We start from the raw sequence: 14,586 nt of genomic DNA on the forward strand, positions 1-14,586 counted from the left end.
TTGAAGGTAATTTACCAAAAACAGAAATGGGTTGGGAAATATATCCAAAGGGATTATACGATAAATTGGTAGAGTTTAATAATAAATATAAACTACCGTTATATATAACAGAAAATGGAATGGCAGGACCTGATAAATTGATAAATGGTAGAGTGCATGATGATTATAGGATTAAATATTTAAACGACCATTTTGAAGCAGCATTGAAAGCTATTAATGATGGAGTGGATTTAAGAGGATATTTTATATGGTCATTAATGGATAATTTTGAATGGGCTCATGGTTATTCTAAAAGATTTGGTTTAGTTTATGTTGATTATACTACTCTTAAGAGATATTTGAAAGATAGCGCTTTGTGGTATAGGGAATTTAATATTAAATGAGGTGAATTATATGAAAAAATTTCCTGAAGATTTCTTATTTGGTATATCGATGTCGGGGTTCCAATTTGAAATGGGAGGAAAAGAGATAGATAAGTATTCCGATTGGTATAAATGGACTCATGATGTAAGGATTATTAATTAGGATTAGTAAGTGGAGATTTTCCGGAAAATGGAGTTAATTATTGGGAATTATATCAAGAAGATAATAAATTAATGGAAAAATTAGGATTAAATATTGTAAGAATAGGTATTATAAATAGTCAAGAATATTTCCAACCCCTACATTTGATGTAAAAATGAAAGTTATTGAAGAAAATGAAGATATCATTTCTATAGAAATAGATGAATGTGATATTTTAGAATTAAAAAAAATAGCAAATATAAAAGCTTTAGAGCATTATAAAAAGATTATAAATGATTTAAAAGAAAAAAATATTAAGGTTATGGTTGATTTAAATCATTTTTCATTGCCGTTATGGATTCATAATCCAATAAATGTTAATTTATATAATAAAGGACCGTATGGATGGGCTGATAAAAATACAGTAATTGAATTTGTAAAATACGGTTCTTTTCTAGCAAAAGAATTTGATGATATAGTTGATTATTGGGCTACAATAAACGAGCCACAAATTGTATCATCTTTAGCTTATTTACAACCAAAATCTGGATTCCCACCATCAATAATTAATGAAGAATATTATAAATTAGCTCAAAAGCATCAAGCTGAAGCACATTGTAGAGCTTATGATTCTATGAAAAAATATACGAATAAACCTATTGGTTTTATTTATTCTTTTACTTGGATAGATGTTGAAAATCAAGAAGATAAAGATATTGTAGAATATGCAAAATATTTTAATAACTATCATTTTACCGATATGATTTTTAAAGGTAATATTAATTTTGATATTAACAAAAGAAAAAATTATAGAAAAGATATGCATGGTAAAACTGATTATTTAGGTATAAATTATTATACTAGAACTGTTGTAAAAAAGGTTAATGATAACTGGAGAGTTGTTAGTGGGTATGGATATTCGTGTAAAGATAAATTTTCAAAAGCAAATAAACCAGTTACTAATATGGGATGGGAGGTATATCCGGAGGGGATTAAAAAAATTATTCTTGAGATTAAAGAAAGATATAATAATCCTTTAATGTTTATTACAGAAAATGGCATTGCTGATAAAGGAGATATTCAGCCATATTTTATTGTATCACATTTAATGAATATACACGAAGCAATAGAATTAGGAGCAAATGTAAAGGCTTATATGTATTGGTCAATTTTAGATAATTATGAATGGCCAGAAGTTTTTTCGAAAAGATTTGGATTGATTCATGTGAATTACAGTACAAAAAAAAGAACATGTAAACCAGCATATTTTGTATATAAAGATATTATAGAAAATAAAGGGATTAATAACTATTTGATTAATTATATAAAATACCCATATAAGTTAGGATAGAGGTGATAATATGGCAACTTTGAGGGAAATTTCTAAAAATATAGGAATATCAATTGCTACAATATCTAGAGTAATAAATGGTGCAGATAATGTGTCCGAAGAAACAAGGAAGAAGGTTTTAAAAGCTTTAAAAGAATATCATTATCAACCCCCTCAGGTTGCAAAAAGAAAATTACATTATCTAGTAGGAATTATTGTTCCAAATCTTTTAGGAAATCATTATAATATTATATCTGAAAGTATAGAGTTAGAGTTATCAAAATATGGATATGATAGTTTTGTTACTTCGACTCATATGTTGTTAAATAAGGAAATAGATATATTAGAACAATTTTTTTCAAGAAGAGTTGATGGAATAATAGTATGTACTACAAAAAATGATGATAAACATATTGAAAAATTAATTAGATCAGCTATACCTGTTGTTGCAGTTGATAGAAATGATAGTGATATAAATGTTGATACAGTAGGAATTGACAATTATCACTCGGCATTTTCAGCTATGAAATATTTATTTAATAAAGGACATAAGGATATACTTTTTGTTAGCGGTGAGAGGGAATATTACTCAGCAAAAATAAGGGAAAAAGCTGTAGTAGATTTTTCAAAAAAATATGATATTAATTTAAAGATTTTAGATGGTAATTTTGAATTTGAAGGTGGATATTATTCTATAAAAAAATATTTAGAAAAAAATGGTAAAGATTTTTCAGCTATATTTTTTATTAATGATCAAGTTGCACTTGGTGGAACTAGGGCAATATATGAGGCGGGATATTTAATACCAGATGATATTTCTATTATTGGGTTTGATAATGATAAATATTCTAAATATTTATATCCACCATTAACAACGGTGCATCAGCCTAGAAAAGAAATGGGAGAAAATGCTGCAAAACTTTTGATTGAAAGAATAAAAGGAAATGGAAGTAAAGTTAAAAGAAAAATTGTATTACCAACTAAAATAATAGAAAGAAATTCTGTAAAAGAGGTGGAGAAATGATACCCTGGGAAGAAAGAAAAAATAGTAATGAAATTATTTGGAGGTATTCAAAAAATCCAATAACAAAAAGAAATCAATTTAAAAGTGGAGCAAGAATTTTTAATTCAGCTGTTTTACCATATAATGAAGAATTTATAGGTGTATTTAGAGTTGATCATTATAATACAGTTCCAAATCTTCACATTGGAAGAAGTGAAGATGGATTAAATTGGGTTTTTGATGAAAATATAATTAAATGGGTAGATGAAAATGGAAATATATCTATTCCTGATTATGCATATGATCCTAGATTAGTAAAAATAGATGAACAATATTATATTACATTTTGCACTGATTTACATGGTCCAACTATAGGAATAGGAAGAACAAAAGATTTTGTTAATTTTGAAAGACTTCCAGAAGCTTTTTTGCCTTTTAATAGAAATGGTGTTTTATTTCCCAGAAAAATAAAAGGAAAATATTATATGCTTAGTAGGCCAAGTGATAATGGACATACACCATTTGGAGATATATTTATTAGTGAAAGTTATGATTTTATACATTGGGGGAATCATCAGTGGTTAATGGGTAAAAAAAGCGATTCGTGGTGGGAAAACTTAAAAATTGGTGCCGGTCCAATACCAATAGAAACTTCAGATGGATGGTTATTAATATATCATGGAGTTACAAATACATGTAATGGATATGTATATAGCTTTGGAACTGCATTATTAGATTTGGAAAATCCATCAAAAGTGTTATATAGATCAAAAAGATATTTAATGACACCTGAAGAAACATATGAAACTGTAGGATTTGTTCCAAATGTAGTATTTCCATGTTCAGCTTTGGTTGAAGATAATAAAGTTGCTATATATTATGGTGCTGCTGATACATATATAGGTATCGCCTTTGCTTATTTAGATGAATTAATTGAATTTACAAAAAGAAGTTGAAGAATTCCCATTGGAATTCTTCTTATTTTTTTTATTCAAACTTAAAAATAATTATGGTATAATGATAAAAATGAAAGGAGTGATATTATGGATTTAAAAGCAAAATTAAATGAAGATTTAAAAAAGTATATGAAAGAAAAAAATACAAAAGCTTTAAATGCAATTAAAATATTAAAAACAGAAATAAAAAAAGCTGAGATTGAAAAATTAGATGAATTAAATGATGAAGAAATACTTTCATTAATTAGAAAACAAATAAAAATGAGACAAGATTCTATACAACAATATAAAGAAGCAAACAGAGAAGATTTAGTGGAAGAAGAAGAATATGAATTAAATATATTAAAAGAATATCTTCCGCCTGAATTATCAGATGAAGAATTGGAGAAAATAATAAAAAATATTATTGAAGAATTAGGAGAAAATGCAAAATTTGGTCAAGTAATGGGAAAGGCTATGAAAGAATTAAAGGGAAAAGTTGATGGTAATAGAGTAAATTCTATGGTGAAAAAGTTTCTTTCTTAATATGAAAAAAATATATTTATTTATTTTTCTAATTATAGTTTCTATAAATTTTTCACAAATTAAAATAGAAAAAGATACCGTTCTTTTAAAACAATACTCAAATTCTTGGATAATGAATCAAATTATTCAAGAATTTGAGTCTAAGTTGTTATATTCTTATAATGTATATAAAAATGATGAAAATATTGATTACGATATAAAATTAGAGTTTACTGAAGATTCATCAAAAAATGCTATAAGAGTAGTTGTATCTTTGGAGAGTACAAAATTGGATTTATCAGAAAAAATAATTGACAATGATAATTGGGTGAAAAATTTTGCGACAAAAGTTCTTGAAAAAATTTCATTTAATAGATTTATGCATGATAAAAATTGGAATTTTATTCAATTAACCTATTGGGATGGAATTGATGAATATCCATATATTTCTTCAAATGGTGAAAAAATAATTTTTATATCAGATCGTTATATTGGAAATAGAAATGTCTGGGGATATGATTTAGAAAAAAATAAATATATAAATATTCCATTAGATTTTTCTTCTGAATATTTCCCTAATATAACAGAAGATGGGACTTTTGTTTTTCAGAGCTCATTATATGGAAAATGGGATGTTTTATTATATAACCCTGAAAATGAAGAGATTTATAGAATTTCAAATGATTCATATAATGCATATACACCATATTATAAAAATGGAGTAGTATATTTTTCTGTAGAAGAAAGAAACGGGGAAAGCTGGACAGAAATATACAAATATTCATTAAAAGATAATCAAATAAATAAAATAACATCTTTAAAAAATACATTTAAATTTAGACCGTCAATTTATAAAAATTATGTTATTTTTCAAATGATTGATCCAAAAACTGGACAAAGCGATATATATTCATATGATAAAGAATTAAAACCAATTATTCTTTCTGAATTAAATGAAGTTGATCCTATAGCTAATGATAACTATATTGTTTTTTCAAAATTAAAAAATGGTTATTATAGAATAACTTTATTTGATCCTATAACAAAAAAAGAAGAATACCTAACTATGGGGATTTCAGATGATGCTTTTTATCCGTATATATATAATAATATTATTCTTTTTTCGCTATACTACAAAAATGGAGAGCCTGACATTTTTGCAATCAGGCTCTCAGAATAATTATTTAATTAACTTATCTAATTCTATTTTTTCATCTTTAGAAAGAATTTTTTCAACATCGATTAAAAAAATCATACTATCATTAGTTTTTATAATCCCGCTAATATAATCAGCTTTATTTCCTCCAATAGTTGGTGACTCTTCTATTTGTTCTTGCATAACATTCATAACTTCCTTAACTTCATCAACCATAAGTCCAAATTTCTTTTCCTCTAATTTTACAACCAAAACTTTTGATTTGCTTTTATCTTCAAATTGTGGATAATTAAATTTTAGTCTTAAGTTTATTATAGGGAGTACACCATTTCTAAAATTAACGATACCTTCAATATAGTCTGAAGCTTCAGGGACTTTAGTTGTTTTTTGATACTCAATTACAGTATCAACATGATTAATGTCAATTGCAAATCTTTCCTCGCCTACATAAAAGCTTACTGCTTTTAATTCAATAGACATATTATAACCTCCTTTTCTTTTTTCAATAATATTATATCATAAATATATCAAACATTGAAATTATATAGAAAAAATGCTATAATATATTTGAATTATATTTTTTAGGAGGGATATTGTGAATTTTAGAAATAAACTAGTTCTTATTTTTCTTTTAATCCTAGTAATACCGTTTATCATTATTGGTTATATTTCATTAAATTCTTCACAAAAATCTTTAGAAAATGAGATTAAATTTAATTTTCGTAATATAGTTGATTCGAAAATTTTTGAGTTAAATTTATTAATAGATAATTATAAAAGTTCATTAGAAAATATAGCTAATTTACAATATATACCAATTATGTTAAAATCGATGGATTCATATTTTAAAGATTTTAAAGATATAAAAAATTTAAAAGATGTTTACGTTTCTCAAAATCCTTATTCGGAAGAAGAAAGATTTAAATTAAATAATGTTAATGAAGAAGAATTAGGAAAGTATGGTGATGATGAATTTACAATATCTGATTATGATTTGATTCATAGAAAATATCATCCAAATTTAGTTAATTATGCTTTATCACAAAATTTAGAAGATATATACTTAATTAATAAAAATGGAGATATAATATATTCGTTAAAAAAAGGGAATGATTTTACAGAAAATATAGAAAATAGTGAGATTAAAAACACTACTTTTGGAAATTTATATAGTTTGTTAAAAGAACAATCAGATGATAATATAAGTATAGTTTTATCAGATATAGACTTATACAATAAAAAACCTACTCTTTTTATTGGGATGCCATTTATATATAGATTTGCAAGATATGGTTATATTGTTATTTCTGTAAACTTTGAGAAACTAGGTAATTCTTTATTTAAATCTTTAAATGAAGATCCTTCTACAAGTATATATATATTGAATGCTGACAATAAATTAATAACTAGTTTAGAGAATGTTGAATTAGGTTCCGTTATTACGCAATATTCTCAAAATCTTGATAAAATTTCAAAATATAAAAATTATTTAAACAAAAATGTTTTAGGTGTCACACATAATTTTGATAATTTAAATAATATAAAATTAGTTTTAGAAAAAGATGAAAAAATAGTATTTAAGCCAATTTCCGAATTAAGAAATACATTGATTATAACTATAATTATTACCATTATAATTGCTGTTATAATATCGGTATTATTTTCAAGTAGTATAACTAAGCCAATAAAGATAATTGAACAACATGCAGTATCTGTTTCAAAAGGTAATCTAAAAAAAGACATTGAAATTAATAGAAAAGATGAAATAGGTTTAATTGCTAATATTTTTAATTCGTTAAAAAATAATATAAAAGAAATTGTATTATTGTTTAATAAATATTCTAATACATTGAAAAATGTAGAAGGGAATTTAGATAATTCTTCAAATGAATTAATAAAAGTAACAAATAATACTTTTGAATCTTTCGAAGAAATTAAAAATAATTTAGAAATAGTAGCTTCATCTGTTGAAGAGACAACCGCTAATATAGAAGAAATAGCATCAGGAGCTGATTTATTATACGTTTCTGCAAATGAATTACACGAAAAAACTAAGGAAATAAATACTAATGCAAATTCAGGTAAAAATAGAATCCAAAATATGATAAATGATGTTTCCAATATAGAAAAATTAGTTAATAAGAGTAATAATATGATAAATAATTTATTTGAAAAATCTAAAGCTATAGAGGAAATTGTTAAACAAATATCAGAAATTTCGAAGCAAACTAATTTATTGGCTTTAAATGCAGCTATAGAAGCAGCAAGAGCGGGTGAAGCAGGTAAAGGATTTGCTGTTGTGGCTGATGAAATCAGAAAATTGGCAGATGAATCTAATGTTTCTGCTTCAAATATTTCAGAAAATTTAAATTCATTAGTAAATGACGCTAGCTTAGCCTTGAATGAAAGCTCTAATATAACAAAAACTGTTAATCAAATAATAAATTCTATTAAAGAGATTGGTATTCAAATGGAATCTATATTATCTGAAATTACTAATATTTCTGAAATGGTTGAAAATACGTCAAATATATCAAATCAACAGAAATTATCAACATCTGAGATATCAAAAGCAATTGAATCTATATCTATTTCAATACAGCAAATAACTGAAAAAATAGATGGAGTATCATTGATGATGATAAACCAAAAAGAAAAGGTTGAGAAATTTGACGATTTAATTGAAGAGTTAGAAAAAATGACAAATGATATGATAAACTATTCGAATAAATTTGAGTTATAAATAAATATCAGAAATTTTAATCTGAGTTAAAAAATGAAATAATAAAAAACACCCCTGAAAATGAGAAAATAAAAGTAAGGGGTGTTTTTTTAATTGCAAAGTAAAGATATATGATACGATATTTTTAATAAACACATTGAAAAAATTGTTGAATCAAATGAAAAAATGTTTTTTTAATATTTATAGAGGGTTTGATATATAATTTAGATCAATATACAAATATGTCAAGACATTATGTTCTAATTGAAATTTTCTTTTGACAATTAAATGTGAATATATCAAAAAACAAGAAATGAATATATTATAGAATATTACATAAATTTTTTGAAAGTCAAGATTAAATAATATAGCTCTAGTAGAGTACTGGAGCCATGTTGGATAAATCTTTTATTCATTTTTTTTTAATTGTACCGTTTTTGGGGAGTGCATCATATAAAAGAGGTATTTTTTTATAAAATATGTTATAATATATTTAGGTGATATTATGAAAAAATTAATAAATAATTTAAAAATTAGTCATTTTTTATTTCTTCTTTTTTTATCTTTATATATAATAACGTATTTATTTAACAATCCTTGGATTGAAATATTTGAATTGAAAACATTAGATTTAAGATATAGAATTAGAGGTGAAAAAAAAATTGAATCTAATGTTGTTATTATTGCAATAGATGAGAATTCATTAATTAATATGTCTATAAATTTTAACGATGAATGGCCATGGAATAGAGAGCATTATGCAAGAATGATAGCTAAGTTGTTTAAATTAGGTATTAAAACTATAGGTTTTGATGTATCATTTACTACACCTTCCGAAAGCAATATATTAGAAAATGGGAAATCTAAGGATGATATTTTACTATCAGCAATTTTAAGGAAATATAATAAAACAGTTTTAGGTACATATCTTATAGTCGATAAAAATAATTATGAGTTTTATAACAATGTATATAAAAAAGAATTGGAAAATAATAAATTTTATTTAAATTATTCCTTTAAAATTAAAAATCCGGAATATTTATCTTTATTTTCTCCACTTACTGTTTATAAAATAATTCCTCCTATAATAGAATTTTCTTCTTTAGTTCCTGCATCAACATATGAAATTGGACAGTTGGATCCAGATGGTGTTGCTAGAAGTATACCTTTGATTTTTAAAGAAAATTGGGCATATAATGAAGGATATAGTACTGGATTATTCCCTCATATGGATTTAATATTGTATGCTTTTTATAATGATTATTCCCCTTTTGATTTTGTTTTTGATCCTAAATCTTATTCAATTGAAATTAATAATGAAGTTATAAAAACTGATAAAAATGGTTTTTATTTATTAAATTTTTATGGAAAGGGAGAAAATATTTTTGATACTATTTCTTTTTATGATTTAGTATATAGCAATAAATATGATAATTATAATTTCAAAGATAAAGTTGCTATTTTAGGTTATTCAGCTACTGCAAAAGGATTATACGATTTGAGAATTACTCCTTTTTCTAATAATGAACCTGGAGTATATTTGCATGCTACAGCAGTACAAAATTTAATTAATAAAGATAAAATTCAAAGAATAAATTTCTTTTATACAAGTCTAATTCTTTTATTATTATTATTTTTTTCTTTAATTTTTTTAACATTTGACAAAATAACAATTAAATTATTTTCTTTTTCTATTCCAATAATTTATGTATTATTATCATATTATATGTTTAAAAATAATGTATGGATAGATACTTTTTATCCATTTATGTCTTCGCTAATAATATCTACAGTAGATACAGCTCAGGCTGTTTTAAAAGAATCTAAAGAAAAGAAGAAAATTAAATCTTTTTTCTTTAAATATGTTCCAGATTATGTTGCGCAAATGCTTTTAGAACAAGGTAAAACAGAATTAGGAGGAGAGAAAAAAAATGTAGTTATTTTAATGTCTGATATTGTAGGATTTACAGAAAAATCAGAAAAATTATCTCCTGAAGAAGTGGTAAAATTCTTAAATTATTATTTATCACAAATGGCAGATATTATTAGAAATAAATATTATGGAACTATTGATAAATTTATTGGTGATTTAATTATGGCTATTTTCGGTGCTCCTATAGAATTTGGAGATGAAGTTGATAGGGCTGTTTCATGCGCATTAGAAATGAGAAAAAAAATTATAGATATTAATATAGAACTAAAGAAAATGGGTTTTGATTTTGAAATAAATGCAGGAATAGGTATGCATTATGGTGAAGTGGTTATTGGTAACATTGGGGCAGATTTTAGAATGGACTACACTTGTATAGGTGATACGGTAAATACTACATCAAGAATAGAACATTTAACTAGGGATTTAAATGAGTGGTTAATTGTAACAGAAGAAATTGAAAAAAGATCTAAAAAATATTCTTTTGAGTATATTGGTGATTTTAAAGTAAAAGGAAAAGAAAAACCTTTGAAATTATTTAAAATAAAGGGGTAGATATTATGGATGAACTAATATTAGAAAATATAAATATATTAAAGAAATTAAATTATGAATATATTATAAAGATAAATAATAAAATATTTAAAAATTTAATAAGCAAGAAGAATGAAATAATAAAGGTAAAATATGAAGGGAAATATAATATAGAAATTTCGCTTTACGATGAAATAGATGAAAATTATTTAATTAGTTTCGATCGTCTTATTAAAGAAAAAAATGGAATATCAAGAAATAATTTTAATAAAAAAAATATATATAAATTTCTGTCAAATATATATCCAAACATAAATTTTATTGAAAATATAAATAACATTAATAAAATACTAAAAGATATTTTTTTATTAGATGACATAAGTTTTAATATAAGTTCAGATTTTAATTTAATACAATATAATACATTTGAAAAAAATTCATTTAAACCTGAAAAATTATTATGTTTTAATAAAAAGATATTTTTACCTATATTTTTTGAAAAAAATTTTATAGGACTTTTTATATTATATAGAAATAATGGTTTTGATTTATATGATTATTCTATTTTAAAGAAAACTAAAGATTATATTAATAAAAACATAGAAAACTCTATTTTAGAAAATAAATTTAATTTAATATTGGATAAATCTTTGAATATTTTGAGCAAAATATTAGAAAAGAGAAATCCAGGAGCTGAAAAGCATAGTGAAAATATAGAAAAAACAGCTTTGAAAATAGGAGAAATATTATCTTTAAAAGAAAATGATTTAAAGTACTTAAAATTTGGAAGTAAAATATTCGATATAGGAAAAATAGGAATTCCAGAAAAAATTTTAAACAAAAAAGATGATTTAACAAAAGAAGAGTTACAAATGGTAAAAAATCATGTTTTAAATGGATATGAATTGGTATCAAAAATACCAACTATTCCCGAAGAAGTAAAGAAAATTGTATTATATCATCATGAAAAATGGAATGGAGAGGGTTATCCTAAAGGTTTAAAAGGAAATGAAATACCATTATTAGCTCAGATTATAGGGCTATTGGATGTTTATTATTCGTTATTAGAAGATAGACCGTATAGAAGCAAATTACCTAAAGTGAAAGTTATAGAGTTGATGGACAGTTATAGCGGTATCTTTTTTAATCCTATTTTAGTAGATGCATTAAAAGAGGTGATAAAAAATGAATGAAAATATTTTTTATTATTTTTTATTTGCTCATCTAATCGGAGATTATGTATTCCAAACATCTTATATTGCAAAATATAAAAATTCAAAAATTAATGTTCTTGTTTTACATATATCTATAATATTTATTTCAATGTTTTTGCTATTATTACCATCATCATTGAGATTAATAAATTTTCTTTTAATAATATCTTTAACTTTAATTCATTTTTTAATTGATATATTAAAATATAAAAATAGAACAAATAAATCATTCAATTCTCATACGTATTATATATTAGATCAAGTTATGCATTTTTCATCATTAATATTAATAAGTTTATTATATAAGCCTAAAAATATGCTCATTAGTTTTGAATACACAAAATTATTTGCTATAGGATTATTTAACGCTTATTTCATTAGTTTATTATTTTATATGATTGATGGGTTTTCTAAACCATATAAAAGAGATTATTTGGGATATTTTTTTAGGTTTTCTTTACCGTTTATAAAATTCTATAGTGATATATTATTTTTGATTTTTTCTTTTCTATTTGTTTTAATCTCTATATTTATATTTTTTAAAAAAGAAGATTTTAATTCGAGATCTGAATTAGGACCATTATCTTTGAGTATAATTATTACTTATTTAACTATATGGGGGTGAGCTTATGTATAAAAAAATATCTTTAATATTATTTTTAATTAGCACATTATTTATTTTTGGTAATTTAGTAATAACATCAGAAAGTACAAAGTTATTTGTTGGAGAGGAAACGGAAATTTTAATTTCAACTAATCAATCAACTTTAACTCATTTAAATGTAGAAATTAGTAGCGGAGGATTTGATGATCCATTAATATTATTTGATGGTATTGATTTAATTAATGGGAAAGCACAAATAAAGTATTTATCTCCTTGGAGAGCTGGTGAATCAATAATTAAATTTTATAATGAAGAATTAAATATTGAAAAAACAATAAAAATTAATATTGTTGAAAAAATTTTAGATACACAAAAAACAACATTAATTATTTTAGAAAAGAAAGGAAATGTTTTATACAAAGAACCTAATTCGGATATTTGGGATTCGTTAAAAGATGATACTATAATACAAGAAGAATCAGAATTATTAACGTTAAAAGATGGATTTATACATTTAAAAGAGCCAACCCTAAATATTGAAATTAAAGTTTCTTCTGAAACGCAATTATTTTTAAAAAAATTAAGAGCTTCAGAAAATGGGGATATAGATATAGAATATGAATTGAAAAAAGGAGCTACTGTAAATAAAATTAAAGAAATATTAGCTCCAGGTTCTAAATATCTTGTTGGCTCTGGTTCAGTAGTTGCTGGGGTCAGAGGGACTGAATTTGGTTTTGAGAAAAAGGGAGATGTAGCAAAAATAAGAACTTTTGAAGGAACAGTATATACTATGGTTAATAATAAATTATTTCCAGTTACAGTAGGAAATATGTTTAATTATTCCACAACACAAAAAAGTCCTCAAATTCAGAGATTAGATAAACCTTTAGAACAATATGAAAAGGAAATAACTCCTGAAATACCAAAAGAGCCAGAAACCGTAGAAAATAAACTAAAAAAAGAAGAAGCTCAAAACTCTATTGAAGAATCTGTTGTTAAATCAAAAGCAAATATAGGAAATATCTCTTTTGGAAAACAAATTAAAGGTACTAATAGTTATTTAGTATACTCATTTGCTCCAAGTTTGGATATTGGACCTGTTGGTTTAGGAATAGGATTTAATGCATATCAAGAAGATATAGATAGTCCTTTATACTATGGTTTACCTAGTAAGGAGGCGTCTAGATCAGATAATCTTTTAAGTGCAATATCAATAAATTATTTAAAATTTGATTTTCCAATGTTTTATATTAGATATGGAATTAGCCCTTCTTATACAAAAGGGTTGGGTCTATTTATGAACAACTATTATATACCATACTCTAGAGTTTTAGATACTGAAATTAGATTAAATAATTTAAAAATCGGAGTTCATATTCCATATGAAATATTATCATTTGTTCCATTTGAATTTAGTAAATCATCAGATATTTTATTTGGATATATTGATGCTGACCTTGGAATATTTAATGCAGAATTTACTGCTATATTAAATACTGATTCGAATTCTAATGATATTAATCAAGCATATTTAACAACGTTATATAAAGATATATTATTTTTCAAAGTAGGGGTTGAAACAGATGTTGTATTAACAAAAGATGGTACAATGGTTTATGGATTACTTGCTGGACCAACTATAAAATTTCCACCATATTTCCAATTTATGTTTGGGATAAATTATATATCCGATGGCTTTAATATAGAGTATTTAAATGCATATTATGAATATAATATAGCAAATAATTATTATTTGGACCTTGGAACAGAGTCTTCTTTTGGTTTAATAGGAAAAAGCATATTTACAATATCGCCATATTTAAATATGATAATTAATTACAATAAATTATTTAGCGAAAATAGGGATAGCATATTAAATGGAGAAATTATGCTTAACATTCCATCATTAGGAGGGATGCCTCAATTAACTGCTGGATTTTCTTATACTCAATATAAATTTTTAGAAGATTATACAGTCGATAATATATTTTTAAATGATAATGCTAATTTACAAGGATTTATATATTATCCAGTTTTAGAAAATTCTGGTATTATTTATTCTATAAGTTATAATATGAGAGATAAAAAATTTGAATATACTCTTAATTTTGAAACGAAGGAGTTTTAAT

Annotated in this window: 13 protein-coding genes; 12 read left to right on the forward strand and 1 reads right to left on the reverse strand. The window is 24.0% G+C overall.

Annotated features, from left to right (window positions below; translation table 11 throughout):
* The 7 genes from AS160_RS11035 to AS160_RS11060 all read left to right on the forward strand — a co-directional run.
* The coding region (locus AS160_RS11035) for a family 1 glycosylhydrolase (RefSeq protein ID WP_165149051.1) at nucleotides 1-383 on the forward strand (383 nt) is incomplete at its 5' end.
* 10 nt (nucleotides 384-393) lie between these two features.
* Nucleotides 394-525: a hypothetical protein gene (locus tag AS160_RS11570; RefSeq protein WP_277601318.1), complete on the forward strand. Its 132-nt coding sequence runs from the start codon at nucleotides 394-396 to the stop codon at nucleotides 523-525.
* Nucleotides 526-679: 154 nt separating this feature from the next.
* Nucleotides 680-1,855, forward strand: coding sequence for a family 1 glycosylhydrolase (locus tag AS160_RS11040; protein ID WP_241244271.1), 1,176 nt, complete (start codon nucleotides 680-682; stop codon nucleotides 1,853-1,855).
* A gap of 10 nt (nucleotides 1,856-1,865) precedes the next feature.
* The gene (locus AS160_RS11045; RefSeq protein ID WP_165149053.1) at nucleotides 1,866-2,858 is read left to right on the forward strand and encodes a LacI family DNA-binding transcriptional regulator; all 993 of its coding nucleotides are present in this window, start codon (nucleotides 1,866-1,868) and stop codon (nucleotides 2,856-2,858) included.
* On the forward strand, nucleotides 2,855-3,793 hold the full coding sequence (locus AS160_RS11050; protein WP_165149055.1) for a glycoside hydrolase family 130 protein: 939 nt from the start codon (nucleotides 2,855-2,857) through the stop codon (nucleotides 3,791-3,793). Before AS160_RS11045 ends, AS160_RS11050 begins: the two co-directional genes overlap by 4 nt.
* An 87-nt stretch (nucleotides 3,794-3,880) precedes the next feature.
* The gene (locus AS160_RS11055) at nucleotides 3,881-4,318 is read left to right on the forward strand and encodes a GatB/YqeY domain-containing protein (protein ID WP_165149057.1); all 438 of its coding nucleotides are present in this window, start codon (nucleotides 3,881-3,883) and stop codon (nucleotides 4,316-4,318) included.
* A gap of 1 nt (nucleotide 4,319) precedes the next feature.
* The gene (locus AS160_RS11060; protein WP_165149060.1) at nucleotides 4,320-5,477 is read left to right on the forward strand and encodes a PD40 domain-containing protein; all 1,158 of its coding nucleotides are present in this window, start codon (nucleotides 4,320-4,322) and stop codon (nucleotides 5,475-5,477) included.
* Here the strand turns inward: AS160_RS11060 and AS160_RS11065 are convergent, their stop codons facing one another.
* Complete coding sequence (locus AS160_RS11065) at nucleotides 5,478-5,933, reverse strand: chemotaxis protein CheW (protein ID WP_206528186.1); 456 nt, start codon at nucleotides 5,931-5,933, stop codon at nucleotides 5,478-5,480. It lies immediately after the preceding gene.
* Nucleotides 5,934-6,048: 115 nt separating this feature from the next.
* Here AS160_RS11065 and AS160_RS11070 point away from each other — a divergent pair, with 115 nt between their 5' ends.
* The 5 genes from AS160_RS11070 to AS160_RS11090 all read left to right on the forward strand — a co-directional run bounded on the left by AS160_RS11070 (nucleotide 6,049) and on the right by AS160_RS11090 (nucleotide 14,585).
* Nucleotides 6,049-8,196 carry a HAMP domain-containing methyl-accepting chemotaxis protein gene (locus AS160_RS11070; protein WP_165149063.1) on the forward strand — a complete coding sequence of 716 codons (2,148 nt, stop codon included), beginning with the start codon at nucleotides 6,049-6,051 and terminating at the stop codon, nucleotides 8,194-8,196.
* A gap of 484 nt (nucleotides 8,197-8,680) precedes the next feature.
* Nucleotides 8,681-10,660 carry an adenylate/guanylate cyclase domain-containing protein gene (locus tag AS160_RS11075; RefSeq protein WP_165149066.1) on the forward strand — a complete coding sequence of 660 codons (1,980 nt, stop codon included), beginning with the start codon at nucleotides 8,681-8,683 and terminating at the stop codon, nucleotides 10,658-10,660.
* A 5-nt stretch (nucleotides 10,661-10,665) separates the two neighbouring features.
* Nucleotides 10,666-11,832: an HD domain-containing phosphohydrolase gene (locus AS160_RS11080; RefSeq protein ID WP_165149069.1), complete on the forward strand. Its 1,167-nt coding sequence runs from the start codon at nucleotides 10,666-10,668 to the stop codon at nucleotides 11,830-11,832.
* Nucleotides 11,825-12,478, forward strand: a complete 654-nt coding sequence (locus AS160_RS11085; protein WP_165149072.1) for a DUF3307 domain-containing protein — start codon at nucleotides 11,825-11,827, stop codon at nucleotides 12,476-12,478. Before AS160_RS11080 ends, AS160_RS11085 begins: the two co-directional genes overlap by 8 nt.
* A 4-nt stretch (nucleotides 12,479-12,482) precedes the next feature.
* A complete protein-coding gene (locus tag AS160_RS11090) occupies nucleotides 12,483-14,585 on the forward strand; it encodes a hypothetical protein (protein WP_165149075.1) in 2,103 nt (700 codons plus the stop codon).
* Nucleotide 14,586: the final 1 nt, after the last annotated feature.

Source organism: Marinitoga sp. 38H-ov, from assembly GCF_011057715.1.
GTDB lineage: Bacteria > Thermotogota > Thermotogae > Petrotogales > Petrotogaceae > Marinitoga.

Excerpts from the sequence above, each read along its gene's own strand:
- AS160_RS11085 (WP_165149072.1), top strand. The coding sequence starts at position 11,825 with ATGAATGAAAATATTTTTTATTATTTTTTATTTGCTCATCTAATCGGA.
- AS160_RS11060 (WP_165149060.1), top strand. The coding sequence starts at position 4,320 with ATGAAAAAAATATATTTATTTATTTTTCTAATTATAGTTTCTATAAAT.
- AS160_RS11075 (WP_165149066.1), top strand. The coding sequence starts at position 8,681 with ATGAAAAAATTAATAAATAATTTAAAAATTAGTCATTTTTTATTTCTT.
- AS160_RS11080 (WP_165149069.1), top strand. The coding sequence starts at position 10,666 with ATGGATGAACTAATATTAGAAAATATAAATATATTAAAGAAATTAAAT.
- AS160_RS11045 (WP_165149053.1), top strand. The coding sequence starts at position 1,866 with ATGGCAACTTTGAGGGAAATTTCTAAAAATATAGGAATATCAATTGCT.
- AS160_RS11090 (WP_165149075.1), top strand. The coding sequence starts at position 12,483 with ATGTATAAAAAAATATCTTTAATATTATTTTTAATTAGCACATTATTT.
- AS160_RS11040 (WP_241244271.1), top strand. The coding sequence starts at position 680 with ATGAAAGTTATTGAAGAAAATGAAGATATCATTTCTATAGAAATAGAT.
- AS160_RS11055 (WP_165149057.1), top strand. The coding sequence starts at position 3,881 with ATGGATTTAAAAGCAAAATTAAATGAAGATTTAAAAAAGTATATGAAA.
- AS160_RS11050 (WP_165149055.1), top strand. The coding sequence starts at position 2,855 with ATGATACCCTGGGAAGAAAGAAAAAATAGTAATGAAATTATTTGGAGG.
- AS160_RS11570 (WP_277601318.1), top strand. The coding sequence starts at position 394 with ATGAAAAAATTTCCTGAAGATTTCTTATTTGGTATATCGATGTCGGGG.
- AS160_RS11065 (WP_206528186.1), bottom strand. The coding sequence starts at position 5,933 with ATGTCTATTGAATTAAAAGCAGTAAGCTTTTATGTAGGCGAGGAAAGA.